This is a genomic window from Neiella holothuriorum (assembly GCF_019457915.1).
Classification (GTDB): Bacteria; Pseudomonadota; Gammaproteobacteria; order Enterobacterales; family Neiellaceae; genus Neiella; species Neiella holothuriorum.
On record NZ_JAHZSS010000004.1, the window covers coordinates 182,752 to 198,109 of the forward strand.

Genomic DNA, 15,358 nt, shown 5'->3' on the forward strand with positions numbered 1-15,358 from the left:
ATTAGTAATAGTGCACGTCTTTAATGACCCGTGGCTTATTCACTGAGCTGGTAATGAGATAGATACGTTCCATGTCTAACTCCATTTCAGTGGCGTAGTTATCACCGACAGGGTAGCTTCGAATAACCCGCGCGCCGCGAATCAAACCATCAACTTTAGTGCGCAAGTTGTCGTCCACAACCACCATGTCGGCAACCGTTGATTTCCCTTGTAAGCGCTGACCGTAAACCTGCTCGGCCAATTCTCGGTAGGCTTCCAATTTAGAGGCTTTCATCGCACGTAATGATTTGGCATTGTAATCGTTGCCGAGTTGCGCACTGATGGGCGCATACCCTACCGCACTGAGTACCGGATAAGATTCGGGTTCAAGGTATTCATATTCCACTTCTTTTTCATAAGCAGAATCTAATGATGAACAGGCGCTCAACAACAACGAGGCCAACGCCATCAAAGCCCATTGACTAAACCTCATAGCCAACCTCCATCGTCTTTTTCAGCTTTGGGTTTGTCCAGCTGCTGATCGGAGCGTACTAACGAGCCATGCTCAATACGCAGCGCTTGGTGATCGGTTTGTTTGATAGGCTCTTTCGCTAGCGCTTGGTTTGGCACAAAGCCTTGAGCGGTTGCCACCACAATTTTAGACTCAGCAGCAAACATGCGAACATTCACTAGCATGCCTTGCGGCACCGAGCTGTACGTTCCGGTGAGGATATAATCAATAGCGTAACCACCGGTCAAATCCTTGTAATCGCGGCTTAAAGCGTAATCGCCAGTTTCCGTGACCTTGATGTAGCCAGGCGCTTTATATTCAATGACTCGCAAACCATTGGACTGCAAGTGATGAACAAAGCTTTCAGCCATCTGGTTACCGATTTGGCTGGTTTTCTGCAGGCTCTCAAGCTCCACAAATGATGTCACTGCAATAGGCGTTTCGGTGGTCACAAACCGCTTAGTGGCAAATAATTGCCGAGCCATGTCATCAATGGCGTTCGTCAGCAAGCTTGGCTCACTATGATCATAAGCCACCTTGTGCTCTAACTGTTGTTCATCGGTTGCTGCGCAGCCAGTTAATGCAGCAACACTCAACAGCAATGTGATGATGTATTTATTCACCCTAAAATCCTCATGCCACCGGCAAGAATTTGTCTCTGCCTTGGTACTCAAGCTGGTAGCAGCAAAAATCATGCCGCCGATACTGACATTATTTTGTCATTTCATATTAGGCACTAATTTTGCTTAGTACCCTGCACGTCAGACTAAAGCGTCAATATCCTGTGAGTGTCGCATCGGCTATTTACATCAACGTGAGTAATTTATGAGCAAACTGTATTCAATAATTAATCTGCCGGTTATCGTTCGCCGTGGGCTAATGAGTTTACTATTTGTCATCAGCACTGTTATGGCGGGTATCGCCAATGCGCAATGGTACGAAGCCACAGGCACTGCATATATTATTGACGGTGATATCGAACGCGCCCGCGATCAGGCTGTTCAAGAAGCCGTGAAGTCTGCCATTGTGTTCGCTGGCGCCTCTATTTCTAGCATTCAACAAGTCGAAAACGGCACCCTGACGCAAGACACTATTTCTTACCAAAGCAATGGCGAACTGGTGGGCTTAGAAGTGCTGTCTCAAACCACATCTGGTGACACCTTAAGCGTCCATGTTCGAGCTGAAATTTTTGCTGAGCCACAATGTAGCAGCAGTGGTTTGACGCATACCATCACCATTGCGCGGTTCCCGCTCGCGCATCGCCAACATGCTGCTTACGGTGGCATTTATGATATTGGTGCTGCGGTTAGTAAAGTGATGCACACCAGCATTGAACAAACCAGCAACTATTTGAAAAGTCACTTGTGGCTAGATGAGGTTGTTGCTTATGAACCAACCCAACTTATGCCTCACCCCGAAGTCGATGCGTTAGCAAGGACGCTGGCCCGTCGCACCAACAGCCAATATGTGCTGTTGGGGCAAGTTCGAGATATTAGCGTAAGCCAAGAGGAGTCCGTTAACCTCGCATTTTGGACTTACCAACCCAAGCCGCGCTCGTTAGCCATTGAGTTGGATTTACTCGACGGAATGACGGGCGAATTAGTCAAACGTTTCCGTTATCAAGATCGCGTTCTGTGGGGCTTTCCGCCCGATCAAACCGTTGATCCATTTTCAGCAGACTTCTGGCAAAGCGATTACGGCAAAGCCTGGGGGCGCCTGCTCAGCGATGCTCAAAGTGATATTGAAACGGCTTTATCTTGCGCGCCGAGCATTGCCAATATTATTAACCGTCAAGAGGCCGGCGTTATCGTTAATATGGGCAGCTTAGACGGCATCAGCCAAGGTCAAACCGCCAAGTTGACGCGCATGACGACCTTTATGGACCCATTCGGCAAAGTGAAAACGAGCTTTGATACCTCGGGTATTGAACTCGTTGTATCGGCAGTTGAAGCCCGCCAAGCATATTTAACAACGAAATATCCCTCAGCGTTGGCCAACGTCAATATCAATGATGTGGTAATCTTTAACGGTGTGAATCAGGAGTGGTAAAGCAGGAGCGAGCGCTCCTGCTTGCAAACAATATGCTTTCGAACAGAAGTGATCAGCCGCGCTGGCGACGCAAATAAGCCAGAATCGCAATAATGAACAAGTAAGGAACAGCCAATTCCATTGACTCTTCAATTAGGCTAGCGGTTTTATCAACTTCCGCTGAAATGTCGGCAATTCCCCAGCCACGTAACTTACGACCTAAACCGTCTAACGATTTAGAAATCACTAAGAACGAACCGGCAAAACCAATACTCCACACAACCGGATCCCAGCGAAAAGTAAAGACTTTAGCAATAAACGCCTTGCCGTGATGACGCACGATGGAGATTAAAGCAAACAAAATAAAGCCTAAAATAACGGCCGCCACCAGCTTGCCCATGATGCTCACTTCTGGGCTGAAAAAGAACTTACTCTTCAACACGCCAACATTGGTAAACGACTTATCAAAATCCATTTCTCGCGCCGCAAACGACACAAAGACCACCGCAAAGTACCAATACTTTTTCAGGTAATCTTGACCACCGGCTTTGAGCATCACCACCACGGCAATCAAATAGCCCAAGGCAGATAAAGATTCAATCGGGCCATGCTCTTGCATCAACATCTTCTGAGCAGAGGGCTCCAACGAAACCGCAATCGCAAATACCACAGCGGCCAATGCAACGACAGCCGAAATAGCCCAGTAATAAGGTCGGTTCATAACAACGTCACTCTTCAAAAATGCCACCCAAGAATAAATAACGGCGGCCAAGGATTTAATTGATTGACGCAAGCTTAGGGAGTGACAGCCTGAGTGTCCACCGAAACCCGAGCAAAAAGAGAAGATTTAACAGCGGTATAACCAAACAAAGGCCGCCACTACAGTAACCGCCCCAAATGATCTCAGCGGCTGTTTTTTACTAAATGTCGCTGTATAATCCAGCCGCCTATCCGGATAACCCGCTTACGTCCCCATAGTTCAACTGGATAGAACAGTCGCCTCCTAAGCGATCGATCCAGGTTCGAGTCCTGGTGGGGACGCCAAATCAAACCGTTTGTTTTAACGCCACTTTCAAAACATAAATCTTGTACGAACCATGCGTCTTCGAAATTCGGTCTAGCTGGAAATTGACCTAAAACTTGTTTGCCCAATGACCCGCCGTCACTTCGGGAGCTGCCGAGGCTTATCATAATCTTGAGCTGGCGCAGATTCTCGCGTATCGCGGTTACTGTATGATTGTTAGATATTTTTTTGTGCGACGATACAAAGGTACTTTCTACCTTACAAGGTAGGCCAACCTTGCACGGCCTCACTAATAAGTTGTTATAAAAACCAATCGACAAGGAGGTTTATGTGAGTTTTCGTGATCTAATCTTTAAAGAAGTTTTATGTGCCATCATCCTAGGAAGTATTCCTTGCTTTCTGATTGTCCAAGCGTCAGGAGTTGATGGTTTAATAACCTTTTTAGAGGGAATTCAACCGCCTGACGTAATTGTGTGGTTTTTTGGAGCTTTGTTCGTGATACACATTTTGTTGAGTGGTCTTGCGTACTTTTTCTATTTCCCGGACCTGTCCATAGCAAGCTTTGTCCGGTTTATCTACGGGCTTTCAGAGCAGGTGGGATTCAGTTTGCAAGGTGTTTATCGCAGCATGGCTGGGGCAATCTTCTTTGTTGCTCCACCACTGTTAGCAAGCGAGTTCAATCTAGCCTCTTCTGTTGGCACTGCTGTCGCGTTAACCTTCGCCATAGCATGTATCTTCGCTTGTACGGCGTTTACTTTTGCTCAACGTAGTATTGCAGCTAGGGTTGGCAGGTTTTTATAACAAAGCAAGTCACTAACTCGTCGCTACGCTCTTCGGGGACAAAGGCCACAACGCGGCGAGCCGCTGGCCTTTGCCCGTGCTTGCGGCGTTAGCCCTCTATGGAGTCTGTGTTGATTAACAAAATTAAACGTAATCCTCAAAAATTCGATTCTTTTGAGCTGTATACGAAATTGTGTGCCAAAAACTCTCTTGATATTGGAGAATTGAGTTCTGTTGATGCTGTCGTTGATTTAGTAAAAAGCGCACTTAAAGATAATCGAAAAAATCTGAATTTAGTTTTTGGGAAGCGTGTTGAGAGTATGTTTGCAGTGGTTGCTGCATCGCTAGGGAAATGTGCACTAATAAAACAAGAAGATGGTGGGGAAGCGTATTGTAACGACTATATTTCAATTCCTGACTATAGAGTTGTCCTAAAAGATGGAGCTAACTTCTTAGTTGAAGTTAAAAATTACCATAAAGAACCATTTAGTGAAACATACTCATTTACTGAAAAATATTTCAATTCAGTCTTAAAGTATTCTGAGCTTGTCGGATGTGAAGTGAAGTTTGCAATTTACTTTTCCAAATTAAATTACTGGACTTTGATTCCAAGCAGTGCTTTTGTAAAAGATGGTAATAAATTCATTATCACAATTGAAGATGCGTTAAAAAATAATGAAATGCTTCTGCTAGGTGATCAGATGCTAGCGACAAAACCACCACTGGAAGTATATTTCTTATCAGACCCATCAAAACCAGCTACATTAGATGAAAATACAGGGCAGACTAATTTTATAATAAAAAATATCTTATTGTATTGCGCGGGTAAACCAGTAACTGGTGAATTAGAGAAGCAGTTAGTTTTTTATTTTACTATGTATAGTAATTGGGAAGAACTTGAGTCATTACCAATAATGGCTGGAGAACGCTTAATTGGAGTTCGTTTTACTTACGGGCCTCACAATGGCCCCTCTGATGATGGCTTTGATATATTGGGCAACATTAGTAGCATGGCATCAACAATGTATAAATTGGCTACGGAAGATAATGGTGAAGTAACTGCAGTCGAAACTGATAATCACCCTAAGAATTTTACAGTGGTAATCCCAGAAGATTACAAAAGTGATGAACTGCCTTTATGGCGGTTTAATATTGAAGCAAACAAGGGCATACAAGCGCATCAAGGCCCAGCGAAGCTGGGCATAGACGCCAAAAGGAGTCTGGCTTTGTTTCTAACCTTATTAGTTATCTTTCCGATATTAGTCTTAGTGTTTGAAGCTAATGTTACTTTGATAAATAAGAAAGGGAGCACAGTTTCTGTTGCCTTTACTTTCTCCGTTTTTGCGTTGATATGTGCTTATAGTTTTTATTTTGAAGGTTCGGCTTACGCAAGGGAAACTAGAACTTTTAAATTACTATTGGTTAATTTTATTATTTGTTTTGTCCCACTTAGTATTACTTGGGCATCGGCGTGGTTTTCTAAACTGCAAACACCAAGAGCCATTCATACTATTGCAATCGTAACAGCATTAATACAAACGGCTTTGTTTCCTATTTTTGCACTATTTACAAGTTGTTATACGGGTCTCGATTGCATATGAACGGAATTGACCATACAAGTTGCTCAATGAAAAACACAAGCGAAAGCCTCTGGCTAGGACTCGCTAACGCGCTCCCGCTAACAAAGCGTTATCCATCAAAACCTCAGGTTGAATAATCCCTAAGATTCATTAAAGTGTGGGCCTTGCCCCAAGGTGCGCCCATGACCGAACCTCTTGAAATTTCACTCACGCTTGATGCTGAGAATTGTCAGCAAAAAGCCAGCCTACTTTTGGCTGAGCGCAGCCAACTTTCTCAAGCCAAAATTAAAGATGCGATGCAAAAAGGCGCGGTTTGGCTTATTCGTGGTGGTGACAAAAAGCGGCTTCGGCGAGCCAGTAAATCACTTAAGGCAGGCGATAGGCTTGAGCTGAACTATAACCCTCAACTGCTTGAACAATCAGTGGCGGAACCCAACTTAATTGATGATGCTGGCGATTACAGTATTTGGTTTAAACCCTATGGTTTGAGTTGTCAGGGCAGCCGATGGGGCGATTTTGCCAGCATCAATCGTTGGGTTGAATTAAACCTTGCTCAGCTCACCAACACGCCCCAGCGTCCAGCTTTTTTAGTCCACCGATTAGATAGAGCCACGTCGGGGCTCATGTTACTGGCCCATTCCAAAAAGGCAGCTCACCTGTTTAGCGAGATGTTCCGTAAGGGCGAGATGGACAAGCGCTATCAGGCCATTGTGTCAGGCGATTTTTCAGTGTTTCCGCAAAACCACCCGGTTAGCTTGCCTGTGAATGACAAACAGGCTCATTCTGTCTTTTCATTGCTGGAGAAAAACGCTCAGCATTCGTTGCTAGATGTGAAGCTGTTGACCGGTCGAAAGCACCAAATTCGCCAACATTTAGCGGCCTTAGGCTACCCGATTGTTGGCGATCGCCTTTATGGTCAGGCACAACACCAAACGCGAGACTTGCAGTTGCAATCGGTATCACTCAGATTCAGCTGCCCTCTGCAACACAAGCTCATGACATATCAGGTAGCTGACCACTTAAAACTGCGTCTTTAGCGCCGAGTAACCCGCGCTAACTAAATAGCGCGCCTGGTATGTTGCAGGCTTCGCTCGCGCTACTTGTCCTGCTCTGTAAGAGCACTTCCTTCAAACTGAATGCCTGCCCAGCCGTGCTTGATAAAATTGCGGATGTTTTGATGATCCGTGCCAGTTGGTGTGTCCAACACTGAACGATAGTGTTCTGCAAATAAAGCGAGTGTTTGTGGCGCTGTTAATTGCTGTAACTGACCAAAGGCAAACACTTTGCATGAGCCGTTGTTCTCTCCGGCGGCATTGCTGACGTCGCCATTTTTAAACGCCGTTGGTGTGAATTTGAAATTTGCGTCAATCACAGCCATCACCTCAGAAAATTGATATGAGGCGTCATTGCGTTGGATGGCGGCGATAAGATCTTGAACAGTTTTCATGGCGTTCCCAGTTATGTCGATGACGAAAAAAGCCTATCTTGCGTTTTTTTGCTAAAAATACAAACTCTTCGAATCACTTGAGCGATGCCGCTATCGGCGCTAAGAGATTGCTGTAATCAAACATACTTACAGCAAGAAGTACAACGACGCGCCGCCAATGAACAACCACAGCAGCACACCCAGTAAAAAACTCCGGAAGCCGACGCTCTTTATCTCTTTGAATGAAATCGAAGTACCAATCAAAAACAGCGCAATGACCATGCCTCGTTTACCTGCCCCATTTAGCAGCTCAAAGGTGTTGTCGAACTGAGGAAAGCAATACGCCACTAACACCGCAGCAATAAATAACAGAATGAAATACGGGAATTTCACCTTGCCTGCGCTGCCTTCGGTTTGGCGAGAAACAAACAAGATCACCAGTGACAACGGAATAATCCAAAGCGCGCGAACCAACTTTACGGTGGTTGCAATTTGTAAGGCATCCGCGCCATAGCTGGCTCCAGCCCCAACCACCGATGATGTATCGTGAATGGCAATCGCCGCCCATATCCCAAACGCCTCTTGCGACAAGCCAAAGTAGTGGCCCAACGGAGGAAACACGAACAACGCTACTGCGTTCAGAACAAATACCACAAACAAGGCAAAGGAGATTTGGTGGTTTTTAGCATTGAGCACTGGCGATACCGCCGCAATTGCACTGCCGCCACAAATTGCGGTTCCTGCGGAAACTAACACCGCCACCTTGTCATCAATACCAAGCAATTTACCTAGCAAAATACCGCCAGCCATGACCACAATGACCGATGCAGCCGTGAGTAAAAAGCCACTCGAAGCGGCTTCCACCACGGCATCCAACTGCATGCCAAAGCCCATGAGCACAATGCTCACTTGTAGCACCCGCGAGGTATAAGACGACGCGTTTTGCCACTGGATTTTAAAAGCCGCAAACAATACGCCAACAGCCAACGCCAAAGCTGGCGAGACAAACGGCAACAGGCACAAAAATATGACGATGTACTGCAGTTTAGGGAGGTGTTGCTTGAGTTTCGTCATCACATTTGCACCGCTAATTAGGAAGTGACGCCATTGTGACAAATTGACGCATTCATAAATATCGAATACTTTTAAACAAAGTATTAAGGATAACTTAACAGTGATGCGTGACCTTTCCATTCGGCAGCTACGAGTGTTTGCCTCCACCGCCCGCCATGGCAGCCTCGGAGAGGCCGCGGAGCAACTATTCATGACACGCAGCGCCGCTTCGCAGGCGCTCAAAGGGCTAGAGCAACAGCTTGGCGTGACCGTGTTCGATCGGGTTCAACAGCGTTTGGTGATGAACAGCCATGGCCATATGCTGCTACCTCTGGCGGTTGATTTATTGGCGTGCCAACAAGGTATTTGGGAGCAATTCTCTAGCGAGAGCAATCAAGGCCAATTACGCATTGGCGCAAGCCTAACCATTGGTAACTTTCTGCTTCCCAAGCTGTTAGCCGATTTAAAAACCGTCATGCCATTGCCTGAAGTGTCACTTGCCAATAGCAGCCAATTGCAATTGCAACTCAAGCGCTATGACATTGATATCGCACTCATCGAAAGCAATGTGATTGATCGGTCGTTACAGCGGCACGCATGGACACAAGATGAAATGATTGTCATTGCCCCAACTGAGCACCCATTGGCCGAACAAGTCGTCGATTGGCAGCAACTGTCGGCGCAAGACTGGGTATTACGCGAACCCAGCTCTGGCAGTCGCGAGCAATTTGAGCATCATATTGCGCCCAAGCTGAAGCACATGAATCTGGTGTTAGAGCTAAATTCGATTGCCTCGATCATTGCGTCTGTGGCCGCGGGTTTAGGCTTGTCACTTGCATCGCGATTGGCCTGCCAGCAAGCGCTGGATAACGGCGAAGTGAGTCAGGTTTTGTTACCTGAGCGCCTGCATAGGCAATTCTTTGTGGTGTACCCCGATACCAATCGCCACCTCCCGCAACTCAACACTCTGTTGAAGCAGCTGGGGATAACAAGCTCAGATGCGAATCAAGCATGATGATTTAACGGCCGTATTGGCGCCCAAACGGGATACAAGCCAACACCACCTGCTACTCACATTGTGTATTAGGCGAAGCGTAGCGTCTTGGGTGACGTCCCCGAGAGTTTGCTTCGGTACGTGCTGCGGTTAGCTAGGCGTTTTTGCGGCTAGCAGCGCTTGGGTTACTTTGGTTTCATGCTGAGTTTGCCACTCGGCCAATGTCATACGCGTTTCTAGCTCATATTTTTGCTTTGCTTGCTGCCATACGGAGCTGGCATCGGCCTTTGGGATGGCCACGATCCCTTCGCGATCGGCAACCATGATATCGCCGGTCCGGATTGATACGCCGCCGCATTGAATCGGTTGGGCTAAATCAAAATAACGCTTTTTTTGACCCGGCACGGGAAATACACCTTGGGCATAAACGGGAAATGCCATGTCGGTAATTTCACCCAAGTCACGAATTACCCCATCAACAATAAAGCCTAGAATGCCCCGCTGTTTGGCAATGGCGCACACATTGCCACCCGCAACCGCTCTACTGCAGTCTGCCCCATCAACCACAATGACTGAGCCTTTGGGCGCTTCATAGATAGCCGCATGTAGCATGAGGTGATCGCCAGGGGCGAGTTGAACGGTATAAGCTGGCCCAGCGATTCGCGGCATATTGGGCCAAAGCGGCTTAATGGCTCGACTTAAAAAGTGTTTAGCGGCCAACACATTGGCATATTCGGTAACGGCCAAGTCACCATAGCAATCCGTCATTTGGCTTTCTCCAAAACCTTGTTCATTTCAACATTAGCGATACTGAGCTGCAGTAATAAATTGGTCAAAGGATTCACACCAAACAACCACACTGGTGTATGCCGAAAGCTCAATGCCTTCGGGAATTTCGACCACAAAGTTATCGAACGTCTCTACCCCGCCCACTAGCGCCATCTGCGATTTCAACCGTAAGAAATCAGCTTCGGTTTCGACAAATTCAGGCGCTAAGTACAGCTTGTATTGTGGCCCAGGGGCTAGTTTGCCCGACAAGGTAATCACATCAGGGCCAATCGCCACCGTACCTTCGCCCCAATGTAAGAAGTCGCTGTCTTGTAACTCTTTATGAAAGACAGAGGTATAGCTTGGCTGTTGCGATAGTTGCTGAATGTGGGCTTGGCTCGGCGCTGTGGGTGCCGCGAGGATTGGCAATAAATAAAGGCCGGCGACAAATCCAAATATTCCCACCAGGCTATGGCTGCCGATGAGTAACGCGATATGACTAATTTTCATGAAGTTACCTTCTAACATTTGGCATTTAAGACGAAATTACAGCATCCATATAACTGAGCCTCGCGCTGTTTTAACGAGGATAAATTGTCGCCTACATTGCTATGTTAACAAGGTGTGAAATACAATCTAGCGTCTCTTTATCCGTGCGGGCTGTCATTGTTAGGTTATGCGTCGACTTTTTAGCGTTTTATCGCTGCTACTTTTGAGTGCCTTAACAACAGCTTGCAGTAAACCGCCAAGCGATTCAGTGGTCGATCTCTCCAATTTCGAGCACCGCATGATGGGGCAGCACACGCGCTACTTTCAAGAACAAGGCACGGTACTTTCTTGGCAACAAGCAGCCAACACCTTTGCTGATTCGCCACAACCGTTGGGTAGAAGTGAGTCCATCGCACTAGGCATTGGCACCGATCCAGTTTGGCTCCACCTGCAACTCAACAATCCAGACGAAACCCACAAAGCAATGCGCTTGGCAATCAAAACGCCTTGGCTAGACGTTATTGATAGTTACTTAGTGCAGCACGGACAACTTATTCGTCACGTCAACGGTGGCGATCACTTAGCGTTTCATCAGCGCCCAATGGCGCACGAAAACTTTGCCTTTGAACATACCTTTGCTACTGGTAAAACTGATATTTACGTCCGAGTTGAATCCCTTGGCCCAATGGCCATTCCGCTTGAACTGAGCCGCATCGATCAGGCTCACCAATTAGATGCCGGTAACGCTTACCGTTATGGCTTGCTGTACGGCATGCTGCTGGCGCTCTCACTATACAATCTGCTGCTTTACATCATCACACGAGAAAAAGAATTCGGCCTCTATAGCCTTTATTTGGCAGGCTTCATGATCAATAGCTTGTCCTATACCGGCCAGCTTCATGAAGTGATCACCGCTGATCTTGGCGTACATTTTCAAGACTGGCTCGATTGCTTTTTGATGATCACTTACAGCGTTGCAGGATTACATTTCGCGCGCTCACTATTGAAAACCAAAAGCTACGCACCGCGGTTAGATAAAATAGTGATATGGACGACCATTGTTTTTCCGGTTGGTATCCTGCTCGGCGCATTGGCAAACCAATTGGTATTTTCGTTGGTATTGTCCTTCATGCTCAACTCTGGTTTCGCGGCGTTATTTGTTGTTATGGGCATTCGCGCCAAACAAGCACAGGTTGATTCGGCATTGTTATTCATTGTGGCATCGGTCACCGCCGCTTGCTGCATTGGTATTTCAACCATGGCCGTTGCTGGCATCGTGCCGTACAACGTTTACACCTTCCAAGCCATTGAAGTGGGCATGGTATTCGAAGCCATCATGTTGGCGGTGGTGTTAGCCAAGCGATTCAATCTTGTTCAGCAGAATTTGGTGGTAGCGAAACGGTATGCCGATACCGATCCGCTGACCAACGTTAATAATCGCCGCGGTTTTCAACGGCCAGCCGAAGTGATGTTTAACAAAGCCGTAGACAGCAATGGCGATATTGCCGTATTGCTCATCGACATCGATAACTTTAAACAGGTTAACGACCAATATGGCCACACGGTTGGCGATCAAGTGATCCAAAAGGCCGCACATCGATTAGCTCAATCAGCACGCAAAACTGACTTGATTGCCCGTTGGGGTGGTGAAGAATTCATTATGTTGCTGGACAACACCAGTCAAAAAGAGGGCCGAAATTTTGCCGAGCGGATCCGACTGTCGCTCGCCGAGTTGCGCTGTAAAACTTCCAAAGACAGCATTAACTTTACGGTTAGCATTGGCGTTGCAGGGTCTAATCAGCGGGTGTGTGCAGAAAAAAATCTCGATGAACTAACCCTTGCCGATCTCATTAAATGTGCCGATGCTGCGCTATACGAAGCCAAGAATTCGGGGCGAAATAAAGTCGTCGAATTGTGTGGTGATTGCCCATTTACCGAGCCGAGCTGATCCGTTCACGTTTCAATTCCCTTTAGCTAAAACGGGCTCAGTAAACCACACACAACCCCACCCGCATTGCACCTACTCGCAGGCATGGGCCTAATTCAAATTCAGCGGAATTAGTTGAACGCCATGTTGATCCTCGCGGGTTGGATCAAACTTTCAATAAAATCAGCATGCTAGATTCAATTCATGAAAGCACTTCTGCAATCATTAGCTGGCAGCCTTCGAGATCTGCTCCCCATCATTCTGGTTATCGGATTTTTCCAGATTGTGGTGTTGCAACAACCACTCCCCAATGTGGTTGAAATCTTGTTTGGCACGCTCAGTGTGGTGATAGGACTAACTCTTTTTATTCAAGGACTTGAACTTGGCTTGTTCCCTATAGGCGAGTCAATGGCCTATGCGTTTGCGCAAAAAGGCTCTGTGCTTTGGTTACTTATTTTTGCCTTTTGCTTGGGCTTTGGCACCACCGTTGCTGAGCCGGCTCTGATTGCCGTAGCGGAAGAAGCGTCTGAAGTTGCCGCCAAAGGCGGCATGATTGCCAACAATATTGAGGCCATGGAAGATTACGCCTTTGGCTTGCGCATGACCGTCGCGGGCAGCGTTGGCTTTGCGATTTTGTTAGGCGTTCTGCGCATTTTGAAAGGCTGGCCCATTCAATACTTGATCATCGGCGGCTACATTGGGGTGATTGTCATTACCATGTTTGCACCCAAAGAAATCATTGGCATTGCCTACGATTCCGGCGGCGTTACAACATCAACCATTACGGTGCCCTTAGTCACCGCACTTGGAGTTGGTTTAGCGTCTTCCATTAAAGGGCGGAACCCAATGATTGACGGCTTCGGCCTGATTGCTTTCGCATCACTCACGCCAATGATATTCGTCATGCTTTATGGGATTTTTCTGTGATGAATTGGGTGATTGAATTCTTCAGCATTCTACTCGACACACTCGATGACGTGGTTCCCATTGCGGCCATCATCTTCGGTTTCCAGCTATTTGTGATCCGCAAGCGGATCCCCAACTTATCCAAAGTAATCACCGGTTTTGTATTGGTGGTGCTGGGGCTGACTTTTTTCCTATTAGGGCTGGAAAAAGCACTGTTCCCTTTGGGCAAACTCATGGCAGAGCAGCTCACTGCCATTGATCCGACGGCAACAGAGCACAGTTTTATTTGGGTGTACTTATTTGCCTTTGCCATAGGCGCTAGTACCACCATTGCGGAGCCCTCGCTCATTGCAGTGGCGCTAAAAGCTAACCAAGTATCTGGTGGTACGATTTCGGTGTGGGGTTTACGCATTGCCGTTGCATTAGGCGTAGCCATTGGCATCAGCATGGGCGCTTGGCGCATTGTCACCGGCTACCCGATTCACTGGTTTATCATCGCAGGCTACGTTGTGGTGGTATGCCAAACCTACTTTGCGCCCAAAATGATTGTTCCTTTAGCCTATGACTCGGGCGGCGTAACAACATCTACGGTCACTGTGCCGCTGGTCGCCGCATTAGGTTTGGGGTTGGCCGAGAACATTCCGGGGCGCAGCCCCATGATTGATGGCTTTGGCTTAATTGCCTTTGCCAGTCTATTTCCCATGATATCCGTAATGGCGTATGCACAACTGTCAGCAGTCAATGCAAAACGCGCAGCGCGCAAATCGGAATCAACTAGAAAAAGTCAGGTAAAACCATGAGATTTAAGTTAATTCTGGTGTTCTGTGAAGACACTAAAACTGAGCACATCATGGATGAAGCTCGCTCATGTGGGGCCACCGGCGCCACCATTATTAACAATGCCCGCGGCGAAGGAATCAAACAGAAAAAGACCTTCTTTGGACTGTCGTTAGAAACTCAGCGCGATGTTGTTTTATTTCTGGTTGAAGAGCATATGAGCCGCCATATCTTAGAGCACATTAGCTTAGTTGGTGAATTTGATACGTCGCCAGGCACAGGTATTGCGCTGCAAATTGATGTTGAAGATGCTGTTGGCGTTGCCCATCAAGTCGAAGAATTGGTTGAAAAGGTTGAGGATGAACTATGAGGTCGCACAAAAGCATTTCATGCCGTGATGTGATGAACCAGCGTTTTGAGTTGGTTGACGGATTGATGACCGTATCAGAAGCCCTGCGCATCATGCAGGAGAAGGATTACAAAAAAGTCATTATTCGTAAGCGCCACGAATCTGATGAATTTGGCATGGTTCAGCTGTCAGACATCGCTAAACACGTGATTGCCAAAGATCGTTCGCCGGATCGCGTTAATCTATATGAAATCATGGCCAAACCGGTTATTTCTGTGCGGCCGGAAATGGACATAAAATATTGTGCCCGTCTATTTGACACGTTCGGCTTGTCGTCTGCCCCTGTCATCAAAGAAGAAGAAGTTATTGGCGTCGTCAGCTACAACGATATCGTGATCCGTTGGCTAGACTACCTTGCCGAATAATAGCAACACCATGAGCCTAATGCGGCTTGCGTACCGCGCGTGAGCCCTAATTCCGTGGCCTTTTATCAGCATGGGCATGGCTTGTGTGCCGGTAAATCAAATTGATGAAGCCCAGCGATTAATGGCTCATGCTGTGTTCATGTTGGAACCAAGAATTCTTTGGTGATTCCCATAATTTCTCATGGATAACATAGGCAACAGTATTGATCGCAGGTTCAACCAAAGCGATAGCACCGCCAATAACCCAGCTACCCGTTAATAAATATGCGACGGTAAATGCCACAGTGAAGTGAGTGATTGCAAAAGTAATCGTTTTAACAGTTGTTTTCATGATTGTTCTCC

The 15,358-nt window shown here is 47.0% G+C and carries 18 protein-coding genes and 1 tRNA gene; 11 read left to right on the top strand and 8 right to left on the bottom strand.

The window, feature by feature from the left end:
- Position 1: 1 nt before the first annotated feature.
- Both K0504_RS05645 and K0504_RS05650 read right to left on the bottom strand, forming a co-directional pair.
- Entirely contained in the window at positions 2-472 is a 471-nt protein-coding gene (locus K0504_RS05645) for an LPP20 family lipoprotein (RefSeq protein WP_220103199.1), read from the bottom strand.
- Complete coding sequence (locus tag K0504_RS05650) at positions 469-1,113, bottom strand: FlgO family outer membrane protein (RefSeq protein WP_220103200.1); 645 nt, start codon at positions 1,111-1,113, stop codon at positions 469-471. The genes K0504_RS05645 and K0504_RS05650 overlap by 4 nt, the downstream gene beginning before the upstream one ends.
- Before the next feature lie 256 nt (positions 1,114-1,369).
- On the opposite strand from K0504_RS05650, the gene K0504_RS05655 reads away from it, so the two are divergent.
- Positions 1,370-2,539 carry a flagellar assembly protein T N-terminal domain-containing protein gene (locus K0504_RS05655; RefSeq protein ID WP_220103201.1) on the top strand — a complete coding sequence of 390 codons (1,170 nt, stop codon included), beginning with the start codon at positions 1,370-1,372 and terminating at the stop codon, positions 2,537-2,539.
- Positions 2,540-2,591: 52 nt separating this feature from the next.
- Here the strand turns inward: K0504_RS05655 and K0504_RS05660 are convergent, their stop codons facing one another.
- Entirely contained in the window at positions 2,592-3,239 is a 648-nt protein-coding gene (locus tag K0504_RS05660) for a hypothetical protein (protein WP_220103202.1), read from the bottom strand.
- Between the two features lie 247 nt (positions 3,240-3,486).
- Between K0504_RS05660 and K0504_RS05665 the strand changes: the two genes are divergently transcribed.
- The 4 genes from K0504_RS05665 to K0504_RS05680 all read left to right on the top strand — a co-directional run bounded on the left by K0504_RS05665 (position 3,487) and on the right by K0504_RS05680 (position 6,939).
- Positions 3,487-3,562: transfer RNA gene (locus K0504_RS05665), tRNA-Arg, on the top strand.
- Between the two features lie 310 nt (positions 3,563-3,872).
- A complete protein-coding gene (locus tag K0504_RS05670; RefSeq protein ID WP_220103203.1) occupies positions 3,873-4,343 on the top strand; it encodes a hypothetical protein in 471 nt (156 codons plus the stop codon).
- Positions 4,344-4,453: 110 nt separating this feature from the next.
- Positions 4,454-5,923 (top strand): hypothetical protein, encoded by a 1,470-nt coding sequence (locus K0504_RS05675; protein WP_220103204.1) that lies wholly within the window; start codon positions 4,454-4,456, stop codon positions 5,921-5,923.
- A gap of 161 nt (positions 5,924-6,084) precedes the next feature.
- Positions 6,085-6,939 (top strand): RluA family pseudouridine synthase, encoded by an 855-nt coding sequence (locus K0504_RS05680; RefSeq protein WP_220103205.1) that lies wholly within the window; start codon positions 6,085-6,087, stop codon positions 6,937-6,939.
- 59 nt (positions 6,940-6,998) lie between these two features.
- On the opposite strand, the gene K0504_RS05685 is transcribed toward K0504_RS05680, so the two are convergent.
- Both K0504_RS05685 and K0504_RS05690 read right to left on the bottom strand, forming a co-directional pair.
- Entirely contained in the window at positions 6,999-7,349 is a 351-nt protein-coding gene (locus tag K0504_RS05685) for a HopJ type III effector protein (protein ID WP_220103206.1), read from the bottom strand.
- Positions 7,350-7,475: 126 nt separating this feature from the next.
- Complete coding sequence (locus K0504_RS05690) at positions 7,476-8,402, bottom strand: YeiH family protein (protein WP_220103207.1); 927 nt, start codon at positions 8,400-8,402, stop codon at positions 7,476-7,478.
- 103 nt (positions 8,403-8,505) lie between these two features.
- On the opposite strand from K0504_RS05690, the gene K0504_RS05695 reads away from it, so the two are divergent.
- Entirely contained in the window at positions 8,506-9,396 is an 891-nt protein-coding gene (locus K0504_RS05695) for a LysR substrate-binding domain-containing protein (protein ID WP_220103208.1), read from the top strand.
- Positions 9,397-9,525: 129 nt separating this feature from the next.
- Here K0504_RS05695 and K0504_RS05700 read toward each other — a convergent pair whose 3' ends face one another.
- Both K0504_RS05700 and K0504_RS05705 read right to left on the bottom strand, forming a co-directional pair.
- A complete protein-coding gene (locus K0504_RS05700) occupies positions 9,526-10,143 on the bottom strand; it encodes an RraA family protein (protein ID WP_220103209.1) in 618 nt (205 codons plus the stop codon).
- A gap of 33 nt (positions 10,144-10,176) precedes the next feature.
- On the bottom strand, positions 10,177-10,653 hold the full coding sequence (locus tag K0504_RS05705) for a DM13 domain-containing protein (protein WP_220103210.1): 477 nt from the start codon (positions 10,651-10,653) through the stop codon (positions 10,177-10,179).
- A gap of 166 nt (positions 10,654-10,819) precedes the next feature.
- On the opposite strand from K0504_RS05705, the gene K0504_RS05710 reads away from it, so the two are divergent.
- The 5 genes from K0504_RS05710 to K0504_RS05730 all read left to right on the top strand — a co-directional run bounded on the left by K0504_RS05710 (position 10,820) and on the right by K0504_RS05730 (position 15,016).
- Positions 10,820-12,580 carry a sensor domain-containing diguanylate cyclase gene (locus K0504_RS05710; RefSeq protein ID WP_220103211.1) on the top strand — a complete coding sequence of 587 codons (1,761 nt, stop codon included), beginning with the start codon at positions 10,820-10,822 and terminating at the stop codon, positions 12,578-12,580.
- Positions 12,581-12,763: 183 nt separating this feature from the next.
- Entirely contained in the window at positions 12,764-13,486 is a 723-nt protein-coding gene (locus tag K0504_RS05715) for a DUF1538 domain-containing protein (RefSeq protein ID WP_220103212.1), read from the top strand.
- Positions 13,486-14,265: a DUF1538 domain-containing protein gene (locus K0504_RS05720; RefSeq protein WP_220103213.1), complete on the top strand. Its 780-nt coding sequence runs from the start codon at positions 13,486-13,488 to the stop codon at positions 14,263-14,265. Before K0504_RS05715 ends, K0504_RS05720 begins: the two co-directional genes overlap by 1 nt.
- The gene (locus K0504_RS05725; RefSeq protein ID WP_220103214.1) at positions 14,262-14,612 is read left to right on the top strand and encodes a P-II family nitrogen regulator; all 351 of its coding nucleotides are present in this window, start codon (positions 14,262-14,264) and stop codon (positions 14,610-14,612) included. Before K0504_RS05720 ends, K0504_RS05725 begins: the two co-directional genes overlap by 4 nt.
- Positions 14,609-15,016 (top strand): CBS domain-containing protein, encoded by a 408-nt coding sequence (locus tag K0504_RS05730; protein ID WP_220103215.1) that lies wholly within the window; start codon positions 14,609-14,611, stop codon positions 15,014-15,016. Before K0504_RS05725 ends, K0504_RS05730 begins: the two co-directional genes overlap by 4 nt.
- A gap of 118 nt (positions 15,017-15,134) precedes the next feature.
- Here K0504_RS05730 and K0504_RS05735 read toward each other — a convergent pair whose 3' ends face one another.
- Positions 15,135-15,347, bottom strand: a complete 213-nt coding sequence (locus K0504_RS05735; RefSeq protein ID WP_220103216.1) for a DUF2061 domain-containing protein — start codon at positions 15,345-15,347, stop codon at positions 15,135-15,137.
- Positions 15,348-15,358 lie beyond the last annotated feature (11 nt).

What these genes read in the sequence shown, in the direction of transcription:
- K0504_RS05710 (WP_220103211.1), top strand. Translation starts at nt 10,820, where the DNA reads ATGCGTCGACTTTTTAGCGTTTTATCGCTGCTACTTTTGAGTGCCTTA.
- K0504_RS05730 (WP_220103215.1), top strand. Translation starts at nt 14,609, where the DNA reads ATGAGGTCGCACAAAAGCATTTCATGCCGTGATGTGATGAACCAGCGT.
- K0504_RS05695 (WP_220103208.1), top strand. Translation starts at nt 8,506, where the DNA reads ATGCGTGACCTTTCCATTCGGCAGCTACGAGTGTTTGCCTCCACCGCC.
- K0504_RS05690 (WP_220103207.1), bottom strand. Translation starts at nt 8,402, where the DNA reads ATGACGAAACTCAAGCAACACCTCCCTAAACTGCAGTACATCGTCATA.
- K0504_RS05660 (WP_220103202.1), bottom strand. Translation starts at nt 3,239, where the DNA reads ATGAACCGACCTTATTACTGGGCTATTTCGGCTGTCGTTGCATTGGCC.
- K0504_RS05705 (WP_220103210.1), bottom strand. Translation starts at nt 10,653, where the DNA reads ATGAAAATTAGTCATATCGCGTTACTCATCGGCAGCCATAGCCTGGTG.
- K0504_RS05700 (WP_220103209.1), bottom strand. Translation starts at nt 10,143, where the DNA reads ATGACGGATTGCTATGGTGACTTGGCCGTTACCGAATATGCCAATGTG.
- K0504_RS05715 (WP_220103212.1), top strand. Translation starts at nt 12,764, where the DNA reads ATGAAAGCACTTCTGCAATCATTAGCTGGCAGCCTTCGAGATCTGCTC.
- K0504_RS05680 (WP_220103205.1), top strand. Translation starts at nt 6,085, where the DNA reads ATGACCGAACCTCTTGAAATTTCACTCACGCTTGATGCTGAGAATTGT.
- K0504_RS05725 (WP_220103214.1), top strand. Translation starts at nt 14,262, where the DNA reads ATGAGATTTAAGTTAATTCTGGTGTTCTGTGAAGACACTAAAACTGAG.
- K0504_RS05645 (WP_220103199.1), bottom strand. Translation starts at nt 472, where the DNA reads ATGAGGTTTAGTCAATGGGCTTTGATGGCGTTGGCCTCGTTGTTGTTG.
- K0504_RS05685 (WP_220103206.1), bottom strand. Translation starts at nt 7,349, where the DNA reads ATGAAAACTGTTCAAGATCTTATCGCCGCCATCCAACGCAATGACGCC.
- K0504_RS05655 (WP_220103201.1), top strand. Translation starts at nt 1,370, where the DNA reads ATGAGTTTACTATTTGTCATCAGCACTGTTATGGCGGGTATCGCCAAT.
- K0504_RS05735 (WP_220103216.1), bottom strand. Translation starts at nt 15,347, where the DNA reads ATGAAAACAACTGTTAAAACGATTACTTTTGCAATCACTCACTTCACT.
- K0504_RS05720 (WP_220103213.1), top strand. Translation starts at nt 13,486, where the DNA reads ATGAATTGGGTGATTGAATTCTTCAGCATTCTACTCGACACACTCGAT.